This is a genomic window from Parabacteroides sp. AF17-3 (assembly GCF_003635445.1).
GTDB lineage: Bacteria > Bacteroidota > Bacteroidia > Bacteroidales > Tannerellaceae > Parabacteroides > Parabacteroides goldsteinii.
In genome coordinates, this window is record NZ_QTMM01000012.1 from 230,417 (window position 1) to 256,914 (window position 26,498).

At 42.9% G+C, this 26,498-nt stretch carries 18 protein-coding genes and 1 tRNA gene; 14 read left to right on the forward strand and 5 right to left on the reverse strand.

Features of this window, described 5'->3' with window-relative positions; translation table 11 throughout:
* Positions 1-304: 304 nt before the first annotated feature.
* Entirely contained in the window at positions 305-5,434 is a 5,130-nt protein-coding gene (locus DWW91_RS16960) for a DUF6383 domain-containing protein (RefSeq protein WP_122328415.1), read from the reverse strand.
* A 1,763-nt stretch (positions 5,435-7,197) separates the two neighbouring features.
* Between DWW91_RS16960 and DWW91_RS16970 the strand changes: the two genes are divergently transcribed.
* The 6 genes from DWW91_RS16970 to meaB all read left to right on the forward strand — a co-directional run bounded on the left by DWW91_RS16970 (position 7,198) and on the right by meaB (position 17,320).
* Positions 7,198-7,992: a thymidylate synthase gene (locus DWW91_RS16970; protein ID WP_007654865.1), complete on the forward strand. Its 795-nt coding sequence runs from the start codon at positions 7,198-7,200 to the stop codon at positions 7,990-7,992.
* A gap of 53 nt (positions 7,993-8,045) precedes the next feature.
* Positions 8,046-8,543, forward strand: a complete 498-nt coding sequence (locus DWW91_RS16975; RefSeq protein WP_007654866.1) for a dihydrofolate reductase — start codon at positions 8,046-8,048, stop codon at positions 8,541-8,543.
* A gap of 245 nt (positions 8,544-8,788) precedes the next feature.
* Complete coding sequence (locus DWW91_RS16980) at positions 8,789-14,464, forward strand: alpha-2-macroglobulin family protein (protein ID WP_122328416.1); 5,676 nt, start codon at positions 8,789-8,791, stop codon at positions 14,462-14,464.
* Between the two features lie 155 nt (positions 14,465-14,619).
* Entirely contained in the window at positions 14,620-14,997 is a 378-nt protein-coding gene (locus tag DWW91_RS16985; protein WP_007654868.1) for a DUF1573 domain-containing protein, read from the forward strand.
* Positions 14,998-15,026: 29 nt separating this feature from the next.
* Entirely contained in the window at positions 15,027-16,139 is a 1,113-nt protein-coding gene (locus DWW91_RS16990; protein ID WP_122328417.1) for a DUF1573 domain-containing protein, read from the forward strand.
* Between the two features lie 86 nt (positions 16,140-16,225).
* A complete protein-coding gene (gene meaB, locus DWW91_RS16995) occupies positions 16,226-17,320 on the forward strand; it encodes a methylmalonyl Co-A mutase-associated GTPase MeaB (protein WP_007654870.1) in 1,095 nt (364 codons plus the stop codon).
* 83 nt (positions 17,321-17,403) lie between these two features.
* Here meaB and pfkA read toward each other — a convergent pair whose 3' ends face one another.
* From pfkA to porQ, 4 genes are all read right to left on the reverse strand, one after another.
* Positions 17,404-18,384: a 6-phosphofructokinase gene (gene pfkA / locus DWW91_RS17000; RefSeq protein WP_007654871.1), complete on the reverse strand. Its 981-nt coding sequence runs from the start codon at positions 18,382-18,384 to the stop codon at positions 17,404-17,406.
* Between the two features lie 96 nt (positions 18,385-18,480).
* A complete protein-coding gene (locus tag DWW91_RS17005) occupies positions 18,481-19,353 on the reverse strand; it encodes a 4-hydroxy-3-methylbut-2-enyl diphosphate reductase (protein ID WP_007654875.1) in 873 nt (290 codons plus the stop codon).
* A 6-nt stretch (positions 19,354-19,359) separates the two neighbouring features.
* The gene (cmk, locus tag DWW91_RS17010; protein ID WP_007654878.1) at positions 19,360-20,049 is read right to left on the reverse strand and encodes a (d)CMP kinase; all 690 of its coding nucleotides are present in this window, start codon (positions 20,047-20,049) and stop codon (positions 19,360-19,362) included.
* A 27-nt stretch (positions 20,050-20,076) separates the two neighbouring features.
* Positions 20,077-21,072, reverse strand: a complete 996-nt coding sequence (gene porQ / locus DWW91_RS17015) for a type IX secretion system protein PorQ (RefSeq protein WP_122328418.1) — start codon at positions 21,070-21,072, stop codon at positions 20,077-20,079.
* A gap of 220 nt (positions 21,073-21,292) precedes the next feature.
* Between porQ and DWW91_RS17020 the strand changes: the two genes are divergently transcribed.
* From DWW91_RS17020 to DWW91_RS17055, 8 genes are all read left to right on the forward strand, one after another.
* Positions 21,293-21,982, forward strand: a complete 690-nt coding sequence (locus tag DWW91_RS17020; RefSeq protein ID WP_007654881.1) for an energy transducer TonB — start codon at positions 21,293-21,295, stop codon at positions 21,980-21,982.
* A gap of 80 nt (positions 21,983-22,062) precedes the next feature.
* The gene (locus tag DWW91_RS17025) at positions 22,063-23,037 is read left to right on the forward strand and encodes a polyprenyl synthetase family protein (RefSeq protein ID WP_122328419.1); all 975 of its coding nucleotides are present in this window, start codon (positions 22,063-22,065) and stop codon (positions 23,035-23,037) included.
* 4 nt (positions 23,038-23,041) lie between these two features.
* Positions 23,042-23,827 carry a TatD family hydrolase gene (locus DWW91_RS17030; RefSeq protein WP_007654885.1) on the forward strand — a complete coding sequence of 262 codons (786 nt, stop codon included), beginning with the start codon at positions 23,042-23,044 and terminating at the stop codon, positions 23,825-23,827.
* Positions 23,828-23,977: 150 nt separating this feature from the next.
* Positions 23,978-24,065 (forward strand) — tRNA-Ser (locus DWW91_RS17035).
* Positions 24,066-24,145: 80 nt separating this feature from the next.
* Positions 24,146-24,883 carry a MotA/TolQ/ExbB proton channel family protein gene (locus tag DWW91_RS17040; RefSeq protein ID WP_007654887.1) on the forward strand — a complete coding sequence of 246 codons (738 nt, stop codon included), beginning with the start codon at positions 24,146-24,148 and terminating at the stop codon, positions 24,881-24,883.
* Positions 24,884-24,892: 9 nt separating this feature from the next.
* Entirely contained in the window at positions 24,893-25,366 is a 474-nt protein-coding gene (locus tag DWW91_RS17045; protein WP_007654888.1) for a hypothetical protein, read from the forward strand.
* A gap of 32 nt (positions 25,367-25,398) precedes the next feature.
* On the forward strand, positions 25,399-25,986 hold the full coding sequence (locus DWW91_RS17050) for a biopolymer transporter ExbD (protein ID WP_007654889.1): 588 nt from the start codon (positions 25,399-25,401) through the stop codon (positions 25,984-25,986).
* A 2-nt stretch (positions 25,987-25,988) separates the two neighbouring features.
* Entirely contained in the window at positions 25,989-26,456 is a 468-nt protein-coding gene (locus DWW91_RS17055) for a biopolymer transporter ExbD (RefSeq protein WP_044214796.1), read from the forward strand.
* The last annotated feature ends 42 nt before the right edge of the window (positions 26,457-26,498 follow it).

Below are 26,498 nucleotides of genomic sequence, written 5' to 3' on the forward strand. Positions count from 1 at the left end.
ATTATTTTTATTAGTTTATACTTCAATCAATAGATAGTAAGTGCTTATAATCAAGTTATATAACATAATATAAACCCTGACAAAAGAAACTCCGCCAGGGTTTATATCCGCTTTCATTCTTCACAGAGCTAGGGCGGAAGAATTTATATTTCATTACTTTAGTATTAATACCCGCTTTTTCGTCCTCACGGATTAGTTGGTGTCAGGTAGAGGCATTGCAAGCAACACCTCTACTGCCGCCGCGCGGTTATCTATTTTAAATTATTGATTATAAACTTCTTTATATCAATAGTTATTCATTGTCTTACTTAACGACAGCCTTCACTGTTGTTCCATCAACTACAACAACTACGATTCCTGCCGGAGCATTGAATGTAACATTGTCGGAATTGATTGTCGTGTTAGCAATTGTCTGACCCAATACGTTGCTGATGACAACATTCTTGTTAGCAGCATTCAGGATCGTTACCTTACCCTGGCCACCCAGAACTGTTACGTCAGTTGTATTGATAGATTCGTTGGATACCGGATCATGTTCGTCAGCTTCATCGAAGTAGATGTCACCTGTAGAGGTAGCAGTCTTAGATGTAGCGAAGTCATAATAATCTTCCGACGGAATCATTTCTTCACCTCCTACACATTCGTTGAATGCACGTACACGTGCCGTGTAAGCAGTTTGCGGGATCAGGTTATGAACAGCTATTGAAGTGGATGTTGCAGAAACCTTGAACGATTCTTCACCGTCGAAGTTGATATCATCCTGCCATTCGTAATATGCTGTAGGCAATGAACCTACTTCTGTTCTCCAGTCACCTGTATTGAACTCGCCACCGTTGATAGGCATACCCGGAACAGGTTTTCTAACCATCCATGTTGCAGGAGTATCGAACAGATAGATATCGATCTGATGTGCATCTGTCTGGAATCCTTCCATCAGGCGGATCGTATATTTAACCGGTTTCGTGATGTCTGTAGTCAGTTCCATGTTGTCCATCTGGTGGGCAATCGGAGCATAACCCCAGTTTCTGTCGATCGGCTGCGTATTACCCTGCAATTCGAAGTTGTCTACACTTACCTTAGTTACTTCTTTCTGCGGTTTACCTGCTGCATCTGTATATTCTTTAGTTACTTCCAACCAGTAGTTAACTTTGTTATCACGGTGGATAACATCACCTGTTGCGTTGAACAATTCAACCCAAATAGTCTTGCTTGCATCGTCAGCACGTACTTCAGACATAAATACATCTTCAGAAGTGTACTTCGGAGTGAAGCGACCTACAGCAACCTGATAGTACTGAGCACCCGGAGTGGCTGTCCACTTGATACGAGCATCGCTACCACCTACGTCACCTGGTTCCATATCTTTAATATACGGCATTTCAAGACCGGCAGTGAATGCCAGCGGCAGATCCTTCTGTACATCACATACAGCCGACAGAGACAATGCGTTTTCTACATCGCAAAGATCTTCTACATTCGGAGTTGCACGAACATCGATCTTAGCAGCTACGTCGCCACGAAGAACATCGTTCACCAGGTCGTTTTCACCACCCTTGAATGTATAAGGATTTTCTTCTGCTGTTGCAGCCAGTTCCATAGATTTCTCACGGATGAACAGTTTCACTTCTTTTGCTTTGTTTGTTCCGAATGTGAACAAGTCAGAAGCACTCAACAAGTTGATTTCCTGTTCTATCTTAGATTCTTCACCACTTACAGTAGTACCGTAATGAGGCAGGTCACGACCCTGGATATAGAATACAGAATCTTTAGAAGCACCACCATTTACAACACCGAACTGGAAGGCATCAATCTTATTCTTACCGGCAGCGTCAGAACTGAACCATACTTCAGGAACTTTCACGTCACCCTTGATACCGGCAGTCAGCGTATCGTTTACATTGATTCCGTAAGGAGCCCAAACACCCAGATGTGCCCATCTTTCGTCGTTAACAGTCAGATTATGTTTGTAATCATCCAGGTCGAAGAAGTATACGCGGTTATACTTTTCTACGTCGGCACCATGCTGTTGCGGAGCCAGACGGATAGAGTCTTTCGCATAGTAACGAGCCCACATGCCCTTTTCAGAACCACTGGTAATCGTATCGATAGTCATTTCAATACCGTTACGATCTTTCGGATCGAACTTAGCAGAAACGAGAGCCAATACTTCACCGTATTTGTTCGGAGAAATCTGAACCATAGTACCTACTGTATCTACTCTACCATAAGCCTCACCGTTCATGTCGCCCAGAACTGTTACTTCATATTCGAATGCGCCTTTCTTGTTAGAGAATACCTCCATGTCAACCGGATCAACGATGTTCAAACCTGCGATGATGAACTGACCGTCGCGTACCGGATAGCAAGTATTTACATAACGGGTCTTGTAATCCTTACGGAACATTTCGTTATAGATGAAGTTAGGAGCAGGAACCCAGTTTTCACTTGAACTGCTGGAAGAATTCAAAGTTGGCAGACTACCGCCACCACAAGTGTTGCAAGAACCGAACTGCTGAGTCAGGAATGAATAGAAGCTGGTATAAGAACCGATCACTTTATCTGCATTCATTGTGGTTACCAAACCTCTGTCGGTAGTACCGAATGTATAGAATTCGTTCCATCCCTTATTGTTAGCTGTAGTTGCACCGAACTGAGCTACATGGTGGAAGATATTAGGAGTACCTTCGAAACAAGAGTTCCAGCTTTCAGCAACGATCGGAACCAGGTTCACGTCATTGTAAGGTACATACTTAACAGTCATGTCAAGACCTGTTTCTTCTACATACTGTACTGCATAGTCGTCATCCAGGTCAACCTTGTAAACCAGAGTATCACCAACGCTCATACCGATAAACTTACCGAATACGGCACCGTTATATTCTTCGATCGGTTTTTCCTGAGAACCTTTCTTCACATATACTTTTGCAAAATCAAGGCTTTCTGCAGAGAACATGAATGCATTTGTATGATAAACTGCATCGTCAATGCCTTCAGTCTTAGAGAATTGTTCTTTGAAGATCTTGATAGAAGCAACTGTACCACCTTCTACATCAGGTTTCAAACCTGTAGCAAATACCTTCACAGTGTGAGGTCTTGACTCATATTTGTAACCATCCCACTCATCGTACGGAGCGAAGAAGAAGTCCTTACGGTCGATCTTTTCAAAATATTTCAATAATTCAGAGCTCATTACGCCCATAGCGTGGCTTAACAGAGACTGGTCGGTATCCTGGAACCATACGAATGTATTGTTACCGAAGATCTTGATCGGGCCTGAGTAAACTGCATCACCTACTTTGTTGATCAGATCCTGACCGCTGTAAGTATAAGTCGTACCAGACAGTACATCTTCATTTACATTATATCTTGCAACAGAAGCATCGTAAACCAGACGCGGAGCGATTGTATATGTTTCATTTACATATTTAGACTCGTCGTCACCGATGTTTACATCACCACGGTGATATTTAAAGATTGCATTGATACTGATGATATTCTTGTTGATATTACCGTCACAATCAATTACATCGACTTCTGCATAGTTACCAACTTCTTCAGGACCGTCTTCGATACAACAGTCAGGGCAACCATTTGCTTCCAACCATGTTTTCCAATCGGTATAGCTATATCCGTAAAGAGACATAGGCAAGAAACGTCCTTCGTAATAAGTTGAATCCTTCTTACCTTCTTCATTTATGAAGACGATCTTCCAACCCTTAAGATTCACATCGTCATCATAACGGCCTGTTGAATGCTTCGGAGCTTTGGTACGATTTTCCAACGTCAATCCACCGAACAGATCTTCCGATAAAGTATAATTGTCTGTACGACCGATTACCGAATTAAAGTAAGGTAAGTTCTTGAAGCTAACCTGTGCAGTCTTGAAGTCCAGATATTCGTCGAAATGAAGATCGTTCAATTCGCTATATTCAGGAATAGAAGAACCCTGAAGTTCGTAACGAGCTGTATCTGAAGCTTCAGCTGTGATTGTAGACCAGATATAATTTGCTTTTTCAAACTTCGCAACTTCCTGCGGAGCGAAATAGTAAGTGAAACGAGCGCTTGATTTGCAATCGCGATCGTCTGAAGCATCAGTCTGAACAAAGAATTCACGAGGAATCAGATAAGTAACTTTCTTATCAACACCCGGTGTACCTTTTCTGATGACTTTTGCAGGACTGCTCGTAGCCATCTCATTCAGAGAAACCCATCCTTGAACTTTCGACAGATCATTTGCCTGAGAGATTTCCATCTCATCGACGATAAACGGATATTCAACGTTCAATTCGTAATAGGCTAATTCGTCTTTCGGACCTTGAGTTCCGTCTATAGTAGCAAGGACATCACGGGTTGCACCGCTGAAAGTTGCTGTATACTCATTGTTATCCTTATTATTCTTATACAATGTATTCCACAATTCCACAGTTGTTACCAATGTATCGGCAACACAGGAAGTATTACGTCCGGCACCCGCTTCAAACACTTTCGTATTTGCAGCACCAAAAGCAACATCAGGACGATTGAACGCCAAACGAGCATTTGTAAATACTGTCAACGGTTCTGTGTTCTTTGAGCCTGTAGAAGAAACTGCATCGTCAGCAACCGATTTAGCTCCTTTGAACATAACAAGAATGATCTTGTTATCCAGAGAACCTTGTTGCCAGGAATTAGCATTTGTATTATCAGCATCAGAAACATGCGCTTTAATATGATGTGTATGCGCTGTAGCTACTTCATGATTGCTTGCCGTGAAAATTGCACGGTCGCTAACCATCTGGCCTACATATTCACCTGACAAATCATAAACATATACGTCATATGTCCAGTCGATCTTACGATTTACCAGATCAACATTACCGAAAGCACGAACGTCCATTTCTACGCTTTCAACACCTGTCAAGCCTTTTGTGCTATACAGGAAGTCTACGCGTGAACTGGCTGTCTGATTCTGATAAATACCCAAACCTGTATTGCCTTTATCATCCGTAAATTTCAGATATTCGGCAGTGTTCATTTCTTCGTGATTCTTAATATCCGAATAAGCCATTTCCAGATACTTTCCGGTAAAAGGCTTCAAATAGTTAGGAGCATCACTGTCATCCAGATTGAAGAAGGTCACGAAAGCACCGTTCATTAAACCTGCATTCATCTTTGTGAAGTCGATCAACGACTCATAGTTACCATAAGAAGTTGAATTAGCTTCCCAATGATTGTGCACATTCACCTTGTCGAGTGGCTTGAAATTATACAAACCTTCACCAACCAGTGCCGATTCGTCATTCCACGCGGATTCGGAGCTCACATTTTCATACCATTTTGCTTTTATATTAGCATAGTCTTCACCTGCTGCATTCAGCATCGGAGACAAGCCATAAAAAGCCATAGCACATAAAAGAGCGGCCGACCCGCCTTTTACCAAAGTACTTTTTCTCATACGTAAAACATTTAATTAATAAAATTATGATCTATACTCAAATTGACTATTTTTCGTCCATTTAGCTCATTTCAACCGCCTAAACCCGTAGGACACAAGAAAAAGCATTTCAGGGGAACTGTTAAATGCCTGTATATAGGCATCTTTTTTACTCATCGATTACCGATTTGGCGAGTTTAAACGTTCCTTTTTTCTCGCCACGCGTTTAAGATTCTTTTACTTTTGTAACAGGAATAGGGTATTTTGTCCTTGTTTCCGTATCGTACTGATAAGAAAGCAGATAGAAAAGTGAAAAAAGTTCTGAAAAGAATTGCAGGTTCAAAAGGAATGCGTATTTTTGCTGCAAGAAAAAAAGGAACGTTTTTTTTAGTCATTCAAAATTCGACCTCTGCCTTTGATTCATATTCAACACAAAGGATTCAGCCTATTTGTTAAAGCATCTTTTTTTACTCAACCAAAATGGTCTGTAAGTACATAAAACTAACGTACCTGTACTTTAATATTAATAAATATATATCCAAAATTATCCATACCTCCAAGCAGTATAATAAAAAATTATCTGCATTTATATAAATGTAATATGCACACTATGACTACATCTCCCGATTATCATTCTGTCACCTCCCATCAAATAAATCAGTTCAACATGCTAACGGAGATACGGGTTGGTTCAAGATTTGTCAGTAACCAAAAGATCAAGGGAAAAGTAGATTCAACGATTTCTATACTCGGAAAACAACTATTCCCGGAATCAAATACAAGAGTCTATAATACAAGTCTGTTTGTTATCCGATTCGCCCTCCTTATGAATTGCAGACTATTGCCTTCAGCTTTCAGATGTTCCGGATGGAATGTTTTTCAATACGTCCGGCTGAAGGGAGGAAACTGCTAAAAAATATATACGAGAATTCAAGGTTAAATAGCTGCCGGCAAAATAGAAGACTTTTGTCTTCAAATATATACACTTGTCATCCCAAAAGCTGTCTTGACAATTCGGAACATCTATGCTTTTAGGACGGATAACTTCCCGCCGGCCAACGGATAACTATTCGTTGGCGAACGGATGCCTACTTATCGGAATCTACTTCCTGTGTAAGGCATCCTTCAGGCGGGTCCGCTATTTTTCAACCAGTTATCTATCCTGAAATCTGAAAGGTGAAGTTTGAAAACTTTATTGGAGGGTGGTTTACAGAACGATGGACTCGCTCAATGGAGGTTAAAAATGAATCTCTTTTCGTTCCGGCAATGCCGGCATCAGTTATCGTTACCTGTCATCCGGCAATGTGACTTTTTAAATTAGTTCTTTCATCTCTTATAAATAGACAAAGGAGGTACTGTTACATACCTCCTTACCTATTGTCTCTTAAGTGCTTACCCTGTAAAGCTACCCTGTACACCCTAGTCGGTTAGGGTGTACACCTCATCCCGCTACCCTGTACACCGTAGTTGGTTACCCTGTACACCGTATTCAATTCCTCCGTACAGGCCAGTAACACTAACTAACTACTAATAAACTAGTTGATAGTAGCTTTTAATATAATAGCCAGTAACCTATGAAAGAACATTCGATGACAATTTCACCACGCTGACACAACTGTTATGCACAACTGTTGGCAAACATACGAGCTATGAATGGTTCATTTATTATCAAATGTGAGCTATATTTTCTTACTAAAGAACCAGGAGAAAAGAACATAAAAAAAATTACCTGTTGTTTTATACAAATCACTTTCGTACTTTTGTAAGCTACTATAGAGATAAAAATGAAACAATATTTAGAATTGCTGAATCGCGTATTAGCCGAGGGAGTGAGGAAGGAAGACCGTACAGGTACCGGTACACAAAGTATTTTCGGCCATCAAATGCGATTCAATCTGGAAGAGGGATTTCCTCTGCTTACGACAAAGAAGCTGCATTTGAAGTCTATCATTTACGAATTACTCTGGTTCCTTCAAGGGGATACCAATGCGAAATATCTGCAGGAACATGGAGTGCGTATCTGGAACGAATGGGCAGACCCCGATGGAAACCTGGGACATATCTACGGTTTCCAGTGGCGCTCGTGGCCGGACTATAAAGGTGGTTCTATCGACCAGATCAGCGAAGCTGTCGAAACGATCAAACATAATCCGGATTCCCGACGGATCATTGTCAGTGCCTGGAATGTGGGTGACCTGGATAATATGAACCTCCCGCCTTGTCATGCGTTCTTCCAGTTTTATGTGGCGAACGGACGCCTGAGTTTACAGATGTATCAGCGCAGTGCGGATATATTTCTGGGCGTACCTTTCAATATTGCTTCTTACGCATTATTATTACAAATGATGGCACAAGCGACAGGACTTATAGCCGGAGATTTCGTTCATACGCTGGGGGATGCTCATATCTATAGCAATCACCTTGAACAGGTAAAGCTTCAGCTTACCCGCGAACCGCGTCCTCTTCCCCGGATGGAAATAAATCCGGACGTAAAAAACATCTTCGATTTCAAATACGAAGATTTCAACCTGACCGGTTATGACCCGCATCCCCATATCAAAGGAGAAGTGGCGGTATAAACGGTGACACTATTAATTCGGAATATAAACATTACTAATAAATCGATAAGTTTATGAGTACTATTTCAATCATTGCCGCTATTGCAGAGAACAATGCGATTGGTAAAAACAACAAGTTGTTATGGCGTCTGCCTGCCGATATGCGACGTTTTAAAGATTTGACAACCGGCCACGCCGTAATCATGGGACGTAAAACGTTCGAATCTCTGCCCAAAGGACCGCTTCCCAATCGGAAGAATGTAGTCCTGACCACTTTGCCGGAAGCTGGTTTTGTAAACTGCTTCGCCTGCGAATCAATGGGTTCGGCACTGGATATCTGTGAAAAAGAAGATGAAATATTCATCCTCGGCGGTGCATTGGTGTATCGTCAGGCTTTACGCATCGCAGACAAAATGTACATCACCCGTGTACATGGTGAGTTTAAAGATGCCGATACTTTCTTCCCGGTCGTAAACTGGGATTTATGGGAAGAAGTGGAACGCCAGGAATTCCCAGCTGATGCAAAACATGCTTATCCGTACACATTCCTGACTTACGTTCGCAAGAAATAAATGATAGTACAGATAGTTTCCTGTTCACGAGGGCCTCATAAATGTTTTTGACGCCCTCGTGAATGTTTATGAGGACGTCGAAAACAATAACCTTCCTATAGAAATCCTGAACCTTACACCTCCTCATTACTTATTACCACGCCAATTCATTATTACACCTTATTAACAAACAGTTTACATCTTTTTACCCTTTCTTTGTATCTATATAGCAAAGAACGTTGTTTAACATGTAAACCCATATAGATATGAAGATAAAAGCGATTATTGTTTCCGCCCTGATACTATGCTGTATTTCAGCGGTTATCATGTATACAAATGCGGCACAACCTAAAAATGAAAGCAAAATGATTACCGAGGCTATTCAAGGTAAAAATACACCGCAACTCATCAAAGCGCTGATCAGCCGGATGAAAGAACAACTGGATGTGAATGACGATGACTTCCCCGAACTTATCAAGGAAGTGGAAAACTATGCGGCCGAATGTAAAGAACCGGCTTCTACAGCCGTACTCCATTCGATGGTTGCCGAGATGTACAATCAGTATTATACGATGAACCGCTGGAAGATTAATCAACGGACCGACCTGGCCGGATACGTTCCCGAAGATATCCGCGAATGGACTTCAAACCTTTTCACGAATAAGATAAAGGAAGAATTGACCGCATCCCTGCAACCGGCAAAACTGCTGCAGGAAACACCGGTATCCGATTTCAAAGCCATACTGGAGACAGGAAAAGACACGCCTGCCCTACGCCCTACATTATATGACTTTCTGGCGTTCCGTGCTCTTGACATCGCTCCTTCCACAGAGATATATGAAGAACTTATTGCCTATCTGAACACGCAACCGGACAAAAAAGCAGCCATGCTTGCCAACCTGGACTACCTGAGATTCAAATATACCACCCGCTATTCCGAACAGGCAAGAGATAATTATACCTCCGCATTGGATAGCCTGTTAGCCATCTACGGTAATAAAGATTATTCCGTGGAAATCATTGCCGCTAAACTGAATAACGGATTTTACGGATATGGAACAGAAGCCAATATAGATTCTCTGAAAGCTGCCGAGTACGAACTTTGCAAAGAAACAATTGCCCGCTTTCCGAACTATGAACGGATCGGCCTGATAAAAAACAGGCTGGCCAATATGCAAAACCCGTTCCTGCAAGTCAACACAGACAATACTGTATATCCGGGGAAAAAACTGACTCTAAAACTCACATATCAAAATATCCGGCAGATTACCGCCCGCATATACAAGAGTTTGAAAACTCCGCAACAGACACTTAATTATAATGCCCAGGATACTGCAAACAATTTGGGAACCCTGGTCAAAGAAGTTACTTTTTCATTAAAAGTACCGAATACCTATACCGAGCTGGATACGAACCTCGTCATCCCGATGGACCAGACAGGATTGTATGAGTGTGTTATTACTGCTCCCGGAACGAATCTGAAAACGAACAATCTATTTGAGGTAAGCCGTCTGGCTGCCGTTTCACGCAGTATGCAAAATGGAAATACGGAAGTATTGGTGACCGATTATTTAAGTGGCAAACCAATCACTGATGCCTCAGTAACTTATTATTCGGGAAAACGCCGTGAGATGCAACCACAGGGAACCGTAAAAACAGATAAAGACGGCATCGCTGTCTTTCCACATAAACGCGATATGATGGCTTATCAGGTGGGCCGTCCGGGAGATTCACAAACAATGCTGACAGCCGTTTATCCGAACGGACGACGGGAAATCAGCCAGACAAAACGTCCGGAACTGGCCTTGTTTACAGACCGCGGACTTTACCGCCCGGGACAAAATCTGTATTTCAAAGGAATCGCTTATACAAATACAACCGACAAGCCTCATGCCATCGAAGGCGAAACGTTCAAAGTAACTCTCAGGGATGCGAACTGGAAAGAAGTGGCCACCAAAGAGTTCAAGACGAATAAATTCGGTTCTTTCAACGGAGAATTCACTTTGCCTCAGCAAACCCTTGGAGGAATGTTCACGCTGTCTACCGAATATCAAAGTGTAAATTTCCGTGTAGAGGAATACAAACGTCCCACTTTCTTCATTGATTTACTTCCCGTAAAAGGTGAAATTACGTTCGGCGACCTGGTGACAATCCAGGGAAAGGCACAGACTTTTTCCGGTATCTCCCTGCAAAGCGGAGAGATTACTTATCGTATCAACAAACGTCCCTTCTGGTTACGTAGCTACATTAGTAGTTTTTCTAACGAACAAGTAGCAGAAGGACAGGTTACTGTGAACAGCGACGGGACATTCTCTTTCAGTTTCCGTCCGGAAAAATCAAGTAGCAATCTCCCTGCCTATCAAAGTTATCTGGTCACAGCCACATTAACCGACAGCAATGGTGAAACCCAGGAAGCGACTTCCGTATTCTCTGTCGGGACATCAAGTATTGTCCTGAATACCGACCTTTCCGGACAGCTCGACAAAGATTCTGTAAAGGCTTCCGTATCGGCACAAACACTGAACGGTGAAAAAATAACAGTGAATGGGACTTATACGATAAACAGATTGGGTGACACCGAAAAACCGTCCAAATACGGAATCATTGAATACGAAGTAAAAGAACAGGTGGCAACCGGTAATTTTACATCCGGTAAAACGATTGATAAAAATGTATTCGCCAAACTAGCTTCCGGCCGTTATCAAATCAAGCTGGATGCAAATGATTCACAAGGACGTCCGGTCACTACAAAGCAGGATTTCATCCTATATAGTTTACGCGATAAAAGACCGCCGGTATTCATGCACACCTGGATGTTAGATGAAAAAGTCTGGTGTCTTCCCGGTGAAGAGGCGAAGATATTGTTTGGCACATCCGACAAAGATACACATATTTTATATGAACTTTACCAGGACAACAAATGTATTTCACGCAAACGCATCGTACTGAGTAATGAAAACCATCTCTTCCGTATCCCATTCATGGAAAGCTACGGAGAAGGAGTCGTGGCACAATTTACCTTTGTAAAAGACGGCAAATTATATACATCACGAACTGATATTAAACGCCAACAACCGAACCTCTCTTTGGCAATCAAACCGATTACCTTCCGTGACCATTTGCTACCCGGCAATAAGGAGACATGGAAATTCAGGATTTTAGATGCTGACTCCATGCCTGTTATGGCAGAAATGCTGGCCAGCATGTACGACGCGTCGTTAGATAAGATATTACCGTCCGGTTCCTTCAGCTGGAATTTCGACCCGAGAAGATATTTCTACTTATCTGCCCCCTCTTTCAACAGAGGCATCAGCATGGATGATAAGACAGCTTATAAATCAGAAGAGTCGAAAAATGTCAATGTTCCGGATTATCAATATGACCGCTTGAATTGGCAAGGAATCATGAATTTCAGAAACCGGGGAATGTATGCCGGAGGTATCATGATGAAGTCGGCAGCCCCTATGGCCGCTGCTGAAGCACAGGTTATCGGTTACAGAACGAATGACGCTGCAACCGCTACCGGAAATGTAGAAATGGTTGCAGACGATGAAGTAGAGGAATCAGGCATGACCGTCTTCTCTCTGGCAGACGGAGCTCCGGCTGAAAAAGGAATGTCAGAGCAGCAAGTTGTCCAGATACGCGAAAACTTCAACGAAACAGCCTTCTTCTATCCGTCATTACTGACGAATGAGGAGGGAGACGTCATGGTACAGTTCACGTTACCGGAAAGCAATACGACCTGGAAGTTCCAGGCACTGGCCAATACGGAAGACTTGAAATACGGCATGCTGACCAAAGAAGTCATCAGCAGCAAACCGTTGATGGTATTGCCGAACCTGCCACGCTTCATGCGCCAGGGTGACGAAGTATCCGTCAGCACACAGGTTATCAACAATTCAAAAGCGACTATCAACGGACGTGTCAGTCTTGAATTGTTCGACCCGGCAACCGACCAACCGGTTATCTGCCTGACCAAATCACAAAAGCCGTTTACCTTGTCTGCCGACAGCATCACCACCGCTTCATGGACCTTCCGCGTACCGGAGACCACCAATCTGATTGGTTGCCGCATCGTAGCAGATTCCGAATCCGGCAGTGACGGTGAACAACATTTAATTCCGGTTCTCTCCAACCAAATACTGGTAACGGAAAGCACACCTTTCTACCTGATGGAGAACGGAGAAAAACAAATCCGGTTGTCAGGAAAGAATGGAACGGACAGCCGTAATCCGTTCAGAATGACATTGGAACTGACAGGCAATCCTATCTGGTACGCCGTACAGGCTTTGCCTACGCTTACCCAACCGACAAATGACAATGTCATTTCCTGGTTCGCCTCTTATTATAGCAATACGCTGGCTAATTATATCGCAACAGCCAATCCGCGCATCCAAAAAGTAATCAGCCAGTGGAAGGCACAGGGCGGAACCGCTTCTACCCTTTATTCAAATCTCCAGAAGAATCAGGAGCTGAAGAATATCCTGCTGGAAGAAACTCCCTGGGTGCTGGCAGCCGAGAATGAAACGGAACAAAAGCAGCGTTTATCCCTGTTGTTTGATATGAACCGGGCAGCACAACAACGCGAAGTAGCCATGCAACAAATAGTAAAGCTACAGAACGAAGATGGCGGATGGAGCTGGTTCAAAGGTTTCCCGGCAAGCCGTGAAATAACGCTGTCTATCCTGAAAGGCATGTCACAGTTAGTTGAAATGAGCGCCGTACAATACGGACAACAGGAAAAGGAAATGCAGATGAAAGCGCTCAAATACCTGGACAAACAAATGCAGTCCGATTATGAAAGCCTGCAAAAGAACAACAAGAAATGGCAGAGCAGCGTTCCGAACGCATTGCAACTCGAATTTCTCTATGTCCGCAGTGCTTACCGCGACATTCCGGAACTGGGTGATACCCGCGAAGCAATCCGTTTCTATACAACGCAGGCAGAAAAGACCTGGAGCGAACAATCCCTTTACGGAAAAGGCGAAATCGCCCTGCTGATGTACCGCAACGGCAAAAAAGAAGTTGCCAATACGATATTGGCCTGGTTGCGCAAAACAGCCACCACGACCGCCGAAAAGGGAATGTATTGGGCCAACAACCGGAGAGGTAACAGTTATTTCACTTCGCCGATCGACACTCATTGTCTGCTGATGAAAGTGTTCAATACCTTATCGCAAGACAAGAAAGACACTGACCGCATGAAACAATGGCTGTTGAATCAGAAACGTACGCAGAACTGGGAATCTGTTCCTGCAACGCTGAATGCCATCTACGCATTAATTCTGACCGGAAACGACTGGCTGAATGAAAATAATACCTGCACCGTAACATGGGGCGGCAAAACATACAGCACAGCTGAAGGTGAAACAGCAACCGGTTATCTGAAGGTGGTACTGGATGAAAAAGAAATTTCTTCCGGTAGTAATTCCATTTCCATTCGGAAGGAAGGAAATACACCTGCCTGGGGAGCCGTTTACGAACAGTATTTCGAAAACATCGACAAAGTAGAAAAACAGAAAGGTGTACTCAATGTTGAAAAGAAATTATTCATCGAAAACAACAGCGGCAGCGGCTTACAAATTGTACCGGTAGAAAACGGAAAACTCCGCGTCGGAGACAAAGTAATCGTACGCCTGACTATCCGGACAGACCGCGAAATGGATTATGTATTCCTGAAAGACCTGCGCGCCGGCTGTTTCGAACCTGCCAACCAGCTATCAGGGACACAGTTCAGAGACGGAGTCGCCTATTACCAGTCGCCTACGGATGTTTCCGAAAACTTCTTCTTCAGCCGCCTGCCGGAAGGAACTTTCGTGATCGAATATCCGGTTTACGTGTCCCGCACCGGTGAATATGCCGGAGGACTAAGTACCATCCAATGCCTGTACGCACCTGAATTTGTGTCACATACGGAAGGGAATAATCTCACGGTTAATTGAAAATTAAAAATTGGAAATTGAAAATCAGGGATTGAATATGAAGAGTAGCAGAATGTTCTTATATCCGTCCAAAGGTAATTTTCAATTTTCAATTCTCAATTTTCAATTCAATTGTCTATCTTTGTAGAATAAACAATAGCTAAATAAAAAGTAAAATGAAACAGATTATTTTTATTTTTATGGCAATCCTGCTTGCTACAGGAATGGCCTCAGCTCAGAAAAAAGCTGTTATCGCAGCAGACGAAACCTCTCATGACTTTGGACAGATAAAAGAAGCTGACGGAAAAGTTTCCGCGACATTTGTCGTAAAAAACACAGGGGATGCGCCGTTGGCGATTACCCGCGTCATCGCTTCCTGCGGATGTACGACTCCGGAATGGACAAAAGAACCGATCGCTCCGGGAGCAAGCGGAAACATCAAGATAACATACGATCCGAAAGGACGTCCCGGCCCGTTCTCAAAAACAATTTCAGTTTACAGCAACGGAAAAACCGGAAGTTTTATCCTGACGATACGGGGAGAGGTAATTTGATTTCCAACAAGCAAAACTAAAAACAAAGAATGCTGAATATGAAAAGACTGAGCTTTATCCTTTGCGGCATATTATTCTTTGCTGTGCATATGGCAGCACAGAACGGAGCTCAGATAAGTGCAGACGAACTGACGTACAACTTCGGTACAATCGCTGAAGCTGACGGATTGGCCAGTCATACTTTTGAAATAAAGAATACGGGAGACGGCCCACTCGTCATCACCCGTGTTACAGCGTCTTGCGGTTGTACGCAACCGGAATGGACAAAAGAGCCGGTCGCTCCGGGAAAAACGGGCAATGTAAAAGTAACTTACAACCCCAAAGGTCGTCCCGGCCCTTTTTATAAAACTATTTCCATATTCAGCAATGGTAAGAAAGGCAGTTATACACTGGCAATCAAAGGGAATGTGACACCGAAACCGCTTACACCGGTTCTAATTTACCCGTATTCGATAGGCGACCTGAAGATGCAGACCAAGACGGTACTGTACAGCAGTATCCGCCCCGACGAAACACTGGGTGAAAAGATCAGCGTAAAGAATGAAGGAAAGACGACCCTGACAATCCATCCGGGAAAAGTGCCTCATTTCCTGACTGTCGAAGTACGTCCAACCCAACTGGCACCGGATGAAGTCGGTGAAATAACTTTACTTCTCGATGCCAAAGCAACCAAAAGAAAAGGCCGGGTTACAACAGAAATACCTTTAACGATCGAAAGTATCGGTCAGAAAGAAGTTTCCGGCGGAGTACACGTCGCAGCCAATATCATCGACAACTTCGGTAAACTTTCGGCTGCGGAAAAGGCACAGGCACCGGTTGCACAGTTGTCCGGCACATTACTTGACTTCGGTAAATTACCGGAAAAAGGAGGTTTCATTCCTCTGATCGGTGGAAAAGTGACCGGTACTGTCGAAGTAACCAACACCGGGAAATCTCCGCTTATCATCCACAGCTTTACCTGCGACGATGAACGGGTTGATATTTCAGGAGGAAAGAGAGAAGTAAAACCGGGAACAACGGCGACATTTAAAATATCAGTCCGTCCGCGAGAGATCAAGACGAAACTGGAAGCACTAGTAAATATTGTATGTAACGACCCGAACGGTCCTGTTCGCCTGATAAAGGTAACAGCAGAGAAATAATAAGCCAATTAAAACAATGTGCCAATATGCCAATGTCTTTTTCGATTGGCATATTGGCACATTAGCACATTAAATAATTATTCATCATGGAACATCCCGAAAACGACGATCTTTACAGAGGATTAAAGGTAAACAAGGGAGTAGCCGACGTACCGACTGTAAACCCATACCTCAAAAAAAAATTACGCAGAGAATATACCCCTTCCGAGTTCGTCGAAGGGATACTGAAAGGTAATATAACCATCCTCAGCCAGGCTGTCACGCTGGTTGAAAGTGCGAAATATGAACATCAGCAAATAGCCCAGGAAATCATTGAAAAATGTCTTCCGCATGCAGGCAAATCAGTCCGTATCGGTATTACGGGTGTTCCCGGAGCCGGGAAAAGTACGTCTATCGATGCTTTCGGCATGCACCTGATCAAAGAGGGACGCAAACTGGCTGTATTGGCTATCGATCCGAGCAGCGAACGATCCAAAGGTAGTATTCTCGGTGACAAAACCCGTATGGAAGCCCTGTCACGTGAGAAAAATGCGTTTATCCGCCCTTCCCCCTCGGCAGGATCATTGGGAGGTGTTGCCCGCAAAACACGCGAAACGATCGTTTTGTGCGAAGCTGCCGGCTTCGATACTGTATTCGTTGAAACGGTAGGTGTCGGACAGAGTGAGACGGCTGTTCACTCAATGGTCGACTTCTTCCTGCTCATCCAGTTAGCCGGCACAGGTGACGAATTGCAGGGCATCAAGCGTGGTATTATGGAAATGGCAGACGGGATCATCATCAACAAAGCGGATGGCGACAATATCGATAAGGCAAAGCTGGCTGCTGCCCAGTTCAAGAATGCTTTGCACCTTTTTCCACCTGCTGATTCCGGATGGTTTCCTAAGGTGCTGACTTACTCCGGATATTATAATTTAGGTATCAAGGAAATCTGGGATATGGTCGGCGAATATATGGAATTTACTAAAAAGAACGGTTATTTCGACTATAAGCGGAACGAACAAGCCAAATATTGGATGTACGAAAGCATCAATGATACATTACGGGAAACATTCTATCACAATCCGGCTGTGGAAAGCATGCTATCTTCCACCGAACAACAGGTGCTGAAAAATGAGATCAGTTCATTCGTAGCTGCCAAAAGAATGATGGACCTGTTTCTGGAAAACCTGTCAAAGAAATAAACTTAATTGATATATAAAAAGAAAGCCCGTCGGATCAAATGATTCAACGGACTTTCTTTTTATATTCTCTTTTTCAATGCGGATCAGATAGAAGACACACGCAGTGTATTCAGCAGATCACGGTTGATCGGTTTGTCATTTTTGATCGCTTTTGAGAACGGAACATATACGATCTGGTCATTCTGGATACCCATCATGACATTACGCTGATCATCCAGCAAAGCATCAACGGCTGCAACTCCCATGCGGGTAGCCAGAATACGGTCCTGGGCAGTCGGAGATCCTCCACGCTGCAAGTGTCCGAGGATAGATACACGGACATCAAATTGCGGATATTCAGTTTTCACACGTTCGGCAACTCCCATGGCACCGCCGGTTACTTCACTTTCTGCAACCAATACGATACTACTGTTCTTCGATTTACGGAAACCGTTTTCGATCATTTCTGCCAACTGGTCTTTTTCCATGGAGATTTCCGGGATAATAGCCGCTTCGGCACCTGAAGCAATCGCACCGTTCAAAGCCAGGAAACCGGCATCACGTCCCATCACTTCGATAAAGAACAGACGGTCGTGGGAAGTGGCTGTATCACGTATCTTATCCACACATTCCATGATCGTGTTCAATGCCGTATCATAACCGATCGTTACATCCGTACCATATAAGTCATTATCGATCGTACCGGGAACACCGACTATCGGATAATTGAACTCCTGTGCAAAGATGCGCGCACCGGTCAACGTTCCGTCACCACCGATAGCGATCAGGGCGTCGATTCCCTCTTCCATTAACTTGTCGTATGCCTGCTTACGGCCTTCGGGAGTCTTGAACTCCAAACAACGAGCTGTCTTCAATATTGTTCCACCACGCTGGATGATGTTACTTACATTTTGTGTCTTGAACTCTTCAATCTCACCTGTAATCAATCCTCTGTATCCTCGGAAAATACCTTTAACTCTCATCCCGTTATAGATAGCGGAACGCGTCACTGCACGGATGGCTGCGTTCATTCCGGGAGCATCACCTCCGGACGTTAAAATGCCAATACATTTAATTGTAGACATAGCGTCTTTATTTTAAATTATTCGCGGCAAAAATAGTAATTATTTACCAACATTCTTTCATTTTCTCTTAAACTTCATGAAATCTTAACCGTTTTATCACCGGCTTGCATTCAACTCCCGGATACGCACGGCAACCTCTTCCATCAGCCATTTAGGGGTTGATGTGGCACCGCAGACTCCTACGCGGCGGACACCGGCAGGCAGCGGTTCGGTTATCTCTTTTACCTCAGAAATAAAGAGAGTATTCGGATTTGCTTTCCGACATTCTTCCAGCAACATCTTACCGTTCGAACTTTTCTTTCCCGCTACAAAATAAACCCAGTCATGGCTGGAAGCAAAGGCCTTTATATTCGGAAGGCGGTTTGCCACCTGACGGCAAATCGTATCGTGGTATTCAAAACGGGCATCCTCCGTTTTCCGTTTATATATTTCTTCCACGATCTTACGGAACCCGTCCAAAGACTTTGTCGTCTGGGAGAAAAGACAAATATCACGGCTGAAATCCAAACGGTCCAGGTCTTCTATCTTTTCAACCACAATGGCCGTACCATCAGTCTGGCCGACAAGGCCGTTTACTTCGGCATGCCCTTTTTTACCATAAATCACCAGCTGTGTATTATTTTCACGCGTCTCTTGATAACATTTATGTATCTTCCGTTGCAACTGGAGCACGACCGGACACGTTGCATCGACGATCGTTATCTCATTCTGCTTTGCAATCTCGTAGGTAGAAGGAGGTTCTCCATGTGCACGAAGCAAGACTTTTTTCCCTTTCAGCCTGGAAAATCCATGGTGATCGATAGTGCGTAATCCCTGTGCCTGAAGACGTTCTACCTCCAGGCTGTTATGTACAATGTCACCCAGGCAATACAGGATATCTGTGTTGTCCAGTTCACGTTCAGCGCTTTCAATAGCTGTAACAACTCCAAAACAGAATCCGGAACCTTTATCTATTTCGACTTCAATCATGATTATTTATTCCACCGCAGCTTTATTATATTGAACAAGAAGCCACGCTTTTTGTTCAGCGATAGTCATATGCGAATTATCCAGCACCACAGCATCATCGGCCTGGCGCAGCGGACTTTCTTTACGGGTAGAATCGATACGATCCCGCGTCTTCACGTTTTCAAGTACTTCTTCGAAAGAAGCGGCCTCACCTTTTGCTTTCAGTTCATCCAAACGGCGCTGTGCACGTACTTCCGGGCTGGCTGTCACATAAATTTTCAACTCTGCCTCCGGGAATACAACCGTACCTATATCTCTTCCGTCCATGATTATACCTTTCTCCTTGCCCATTTCCTGCTGCATAGCAACCAGTGCACGGCGAACGAAACCCAAAGTCGCTACCGGACTGACCCATCTGGCTACTTCCATTCCACGGATTTCCTTTTCAACCTTCACGCCATTCAGATAAGTATCCGGACGACCGGTTTCCGGATTAAACCGGAGAGATATATGGATATCATTCATCGATTCCTGCAGTTTTTCTTCATCGATCTGATCCCCTTTAAACAAATTATGCTGTATACAATATAATGTAACAGCACGATACATGGCACCGGTATCAATATATGTATAACCAATTTCCTTTGCCAAATCTTTTGCCATAGTACTTTTCCCCGTAGAGGAAACACCGTCTATAGCGATTACTATCTTTTTCATTCTTACATTTATTTATATTTCCTAAGGTTAAAAATCGGCCAGCGTAGTCGAAACACTCATCATCATCGACATAGCCGACGGATGATATTTAGCAAAAGAGACACCGACATCAAACATCTTTATCTTCACGCCGGCCCCGGCAGAAAAGCCAGCCAACCCGTTTCCGCCTCCCTGCAGTTTCATATCCATTTTAGTCTTCGGATTGAATCCCACCCCAATCCAGAAGTTTTCGCTGGGTATATAATCGATACCGATTACCAGGTGCTTAAATAATGCTTTGGCAAAATTATCACCTTTATACTCTTTATCCGCATTATCTATATAATCAAATTTCCAACGATTCAGATACATAGCCGTTAGTGACAAACGCAAAGGGGCATGGTTCATCTTTTTAGAAATCCCCATCTGGATATCCCACGGCATTTTTTGGCGGTCTTCATAATAAGGCTTCAACTGTGCCCCGATATTTTTCAGTACGACACCGAATGAAAACTCCTTTTCCGAATTGTAATAACTCAGCCCGGCATCGAAACATACCCCCAACGAGGTGTAAATATCATAATTGGAATAAAGGAACTTCATGGAGACACCGCCCCGCCAGCGTTCGGACAGATCATACGAAAAGAAACCGTTCACAGCGATATCACTGGCTGTGAAGTCACCTGTCGACTGATTATTCTCATCCATTCCCTTGAATTTTCCGTTATGGAAATAATGGACTCCTGCTCCCCAGGCTCCACGTTCACGAAATGCTTTAGTAAACAGGGCACTCCCCACGTTCACATCTGCAATATAGTTCATGTAATCCAGATTGATCATCCCGTCCATTTCACCTCCAAGCAGCGCCGGGTTGTGAAAGATAAGGGACGGATCACGTTCTACCAATGACACGGTATGCCCCCCCAAAGCATTAGCCCTGGCAGATGAAGGTAAAGTCAGAAATTCAAACACCTGATCTCCGGATTGTGCCGCGACCGATTGTAAAACGAAAGAAAAGAACAATATAATTAATGTATGTCTCATATTTTCTTAACAAAATGCGTACAAAGATAAAATGCAGTTATAACATATTCCATAAAGAGAAACGGAAAAAACAAGAAAAAGGTATATAAACACCATTATTTTTATTTTGGTTCAAAAATAAAGTGAAAATATTGAAGTATTTCTCCCTTTTTATATTTGGATATAAAATAATTTGTATTTTTGCAGTACAGGAAAACACATCTTTAAACATTATAAGAGTATGGAAGTTAAGAAATCACCGAAAGCGGACTTGGAAAGAGGCAAAACACTCGGTATCCTGATGGGTATGGTTGTGGGTTTGGCTGTTCTGTTCGTTGGGTTCGAATGGGGAACCCGTGATATCGAAATCGTCAAAAGTGAAGGCGTAGCTGATATCATCGCTGAAGAAGAAATTGAAATTACAAGACCGGAGGACACTCCTCCGCCTCCACCGCCACCCCCTGCACCGGCTGCCGTAGAACAGCTGAACATCGTGGATGACGACGTGGAACTGGACCAAGTGGATATCATCTCATCTGAGGACGACCAAAGTTCTGCACAGGTAGAAGCCTATGTAGCTCCGGCAGTTGTTGAAGAAGAAGAAGAATCCGCTCAACAGATCTTTACCGTTGTAGAAACAATGCCGGAATTCCCGGGTGGACAGGGAGCACTGCTTCAGTTCCTCGCTAAATCCATCAAATATCCGGTTATTGCACAGGAAAACGGTATTCAAGGTCGTGTTACTTGTTCATTCGTGGTTAATAAGGACGGTTCAATCGTTGACGCAGAAGTTATCCGCGGTGTAGACCCTTCTTTGGATAAAGAAGCTATCCGTGTGATCAACACCATGCCGAAATGGTCTCCTGGTAAGCAGAGAGGTAAACCAGTACGTGTTAAATATACAGTACCTGTTACCTTCAGATTGCAATAATATTTTTTTAAACATACTAAAAAAGGCTGCTGTGAACTTGCAGCCTTTTTTATTTCGTCTTATCCGTAATTTTAATCTATATGTTGTCTTTCAATGAGATCCAGGAAAAAGTAGAACATGAAATTTCCCAACTGAGTTTTGAATACCCCCCCAAAAGTTTATATGATCCAATAGAGTATATCCTGTCGCTTGGAGGAAAAAGGATCCGTCCGGCACTGGCTTTAATGGCCTGTAATTTATATAAAGAAAATATTGATAACGTCATCAACCCGGCATTGGGCGTTGAAGTATTCCACAACTTCACCCTACTTCATGATGACCTGATGGATAAGGCTGATAAAAGAAGAAATAAACCGACCGTCCATAAAGTATGGAACGACAATACGGCCATCCTTTCGGGAGATGCCATGCTGATTGCAGCTTACCAACTGATCGGAAAAACAGAACCGGACTATTTAAAAGAAGTATTCGACCTGTTCACAGAAACAGCACTCGAAATATGCGGAGGACAGCAATATGATATGGAATTTGAATCCCGCATGGATGTTACCGAGCCTGAATATATAGAAATGATCCGGTTAAAAACAGCGGTTTTACTTGCTTGCAGTTTAAAAATCGGAGCAATTACAGGCGGTGCATCCAAAGAAGATGCTGCCAACCTGTATGACTTCGGCATAAACATCGGACTGGCTTTTCAGCTACAGGATGATTTGCTGGACGTCTATGGAGACACTGCCACTTTCGGGAAAAATATCGGGGGCGACATCACCTGCAATAAAAAGACATTCCTGCTGATACATGCGTTTGAACTGGCTTCACCCGAACAAAAAGCGGTCCTGAATGACTGGATCGGCAAAACGACATTTGTAGCGGCAGAAAAGATCGAAGCTGTCACAGCTATATATAATGAATTGCATCTGAAAGATATTACCATTGCTAAAATGCAGGGATATTACGATAAGGCAATGGAGCATTTATCCCGATTGAACGTTGCCCCGGAGAAATTAAACATATTAAAAGAGGTCAGTAACCGTTTAATGTACCGCCAGTCTTAAAAAAATGAAACTAATAGATACGCACAACCATTTGTATCTGGAAGATTTCGATCCGGAACAAGAGGTACTGGTAAACGCTGCCCGTGAATCGGGCATCGATACGCTCCTGCTCCCCAATGTAGATGTCGAAACTATCGGCCGAATGCATGACCTATGTGATCGTTTTCCTGATTTTGCCTATCCAATGATGGGGTTACATCCGACCAGTGTGGACGGAAACTATGCCGGAAATCTAAAAACAACAGAATCCTATCTGGGGAAACGGGCTTACTGTGGAATCGGGGAAATCGGGATCGACCTCTACTGGGATAAAACCTATCTGAAAGAACAAAAAATAGTCTTTGAAGAACAGTTGCGATGGAGTATAGACCTGGACTTGCCGGTTGCCATCCACACCCGTGAAGCCTATTCCGAGGTATTGGACAGTATCCATAAAGTCGGTGCGGACAAATTAAAGGGTGTTTTTCATAGCTTTACCGGTACAACAGACGAATTGGAGGAGATCGGAAAGCTAAAAAACTTCAAACTGGGAATCAATGGTGTCATAACTTTCAAAAATTCGAAACTGTCGGAAACTATTCAATGCACCGACATGAATCATATAGTACTGGAAACCGACGCTCCCTACCTGGCTCCGGTGCCCTACAGAGGGAGAAGAAATGAGCCTGTATATATATGGAAGACGGCAGAGAAGGTAGCGGACACATTCGGTCTTACGCTTGATGAAACCGTACAAATAACAAGAAAAAACGCCTTGGATTTATTCAAAATTCCAAATAAAAAGGCTTAGTTTCAAATTTTAAGGTCAGATGCAAAATTTATTCCCTCAGATATTGTGTATATGTCAAGCAAAAACTTTAGATTTGTGCACTGAAACGTTTGCATATGGGAATTTTTTCGTATTTTGCGCTCGTTTTAGAGGAGACGAAGGCTGAAAATTGGAGAGATGCTCGAGTGGTTGAAGAGGCACGCCTGGAAAGCGTGTATACGCCTAAAGTGTATCGCGGGTTCGAATCCCGCTCTCTCCGCTTAAATACCATGAGGATATTATTAACAACAAAAATAAAAACAAATAAGAGAATTATTAATCTTAAAAATTAAACACACAATGAAAAAGTATTTTGCAAAAACATTCTTGGGTATTTGCGCCCTTGGAACTTCTACTGTAGCTTTTGCTCAAGACGCTACTGAACAAGTTGTTGAAGGTGGCATGTATCAGGCTTTAAAAACTAAGTTTATCGAAGGTGGTGCCGACTTCATGAGTTTGGTTGCTATCGCTTTGATTTTCGGTTTGGCTTTCTGCCTTGAAAGAATTATTTACCTGAACTTGGCTGAAACTAATTCAAGCAAATTATTAAAAGGTATTGAAGATGCACTTGATAAAGGTGATGTAGAAGGAGCAAAAGCTATCGCTCGTGATACAAGAGGTCCTATCGCATCTATCGCTTATCAGGGTTTGATGAGAATCGACCAGGGTATCGACGTTGTTGAAAAATCAATCGTTTCTTACGGTGGTGTACAGGGTGGTCTTTTGGAAAAGAACATGTCATGGATCACATTGTTTATCGCTATGGCTCCGTCATTAGGATTCTTGGGTACTGTAGTAGGTATGATCATGGCGTTCGATAAAATCGAACAGGTTGGTGATATCAGCCCGACGGTTGTTGCCGGTGGTATGAAAGTGGCCTTGATTACAACTGTAGGTGGTTTGATCGTAGCTTTGATCCTTCAGGTATTCTATAACTATTTGTTGAGCAAATTGGAAGCTATCCTGAACCAGATGGAAGATGCTTCAATCACATTGATCGACATGGTTATCAAATACAACCTTAAATTCAAAAAATAATTTAGAATTATGGCAGTTACTAAAATAAGAAAAATGTCCAGCTGGACACTGTTAATCGTTTCGATTATCAGTCTCGTAGTGCTGGGTATGTTCTACGCAGGAGGAGTTGTTGACCCTTCTGTTGAAATGAAAGAACCGATTTACACCGGTTTATTGATTAACTGGACATCTGTATTATTCTTTGTCACAATTATCAGTACAATTTTATTTGCTGTGTGGCAATTTATAACCTTACTCCAGACGAATGCAAAATCAGCTATAACTTCTTTGATCGTTATTGTTGTTTTCGCTGCGATTTTATTCATCACTTATTCTATGGGTGATGCAACTCCGCTGGGAGGAATGAATGCTGATTCTCAGAAATACAACATTCCTTTGTGGTTGAAAGTAACAGACATGTGGATTATGTCCACTGTTGTTCTGATGGTTTTGATCGTTGCAGCAGTAGTTTGGGGTTCTGTAAAAAGAATGCTTAATAGATAATAGTAATAACGAATCGATAAAACAAGAAAGAAATGGGTAAAAAAAGAAAGACACCGGGAATCAATGGTTCTTCTTCAGCCGATATTGCTTTCATGTTGCTTATCTTCTTCCTTATTACTACATCAATGGACACAGATAAAGGTTTGGCTAGACGTTTGCCGCCTCCTGTACCCAAAGATCAGAAGAAAAATGAAGAAATGGATATCAAAAAGAGAAATATCCTGGTCGTACTGATCAACAGTAACAACCAGATTCTCTGTAATAATGAATTCATTGATATTAAGCAACTAAGAGAAAAGGTTAGAAATTTCATTGAGAATCCTTACAACGACGAGCATATGCCCGAAAAGACTGAAGTAGACGTACCATTCTTCGGAAAGCAAATGGTAACAAAAAATCATGTTATCTCTTTGCAGAACGACCGTGGTACTGAATATCAGGCTTACATCGATGTTCAGAACGAATTGGCAGCAGCCTATAATGAACTGAGAGATGAAGTTTCCAGAAAGAAATTCGGTAAAGCTTTCGCTGATTTGGATGAAGATCAACAAAAGGCTGTGCAGATGATTTATCCGCAAAAGATATCAGAAGCAGAACCTAAAAATTATGGAGGCAAATAAGAATGGGAAAATTTAGTAAAGCAGGCGGCAGAGAGATGCCTGAATTGAATACCTCATCATTACCTGACTTGGTATTTGCCTTCCTGTTCTTCATCATGATGGTAACCTCTATGCGTGAAGTTACTTTGAAAGTAGTTTTCCAGGCTCCTCAGGCAACAGAGCTTCAGAAGTTGGAAAAGAAATCACTGGTAACATTCATTTATGTGGGTAAACCGACTCAGGAATTAAGATCAAAAATGGGTTCTGAAACTCGCTTACAACTGAACGACCAGTTTGCTGAAGTAAGCGAAATCGAAACTTACATTGCTCAGGAAAAGTCAAGTATGAAAGAGGAAGACCAGCCGTTTATGACTGTATCCATCAAAGCCGATAAAGAGACTAAGATGGGTGTTATCACAGACGTAAAGCAGGCGCTTCGTGAAGCATACGCATTGAAGATCAGTTACTCAGCTAGACAAGCTGTTGATTAACTAATTCAACGATAATAAAAAAAGGCAGGACTTCCGTTCTGC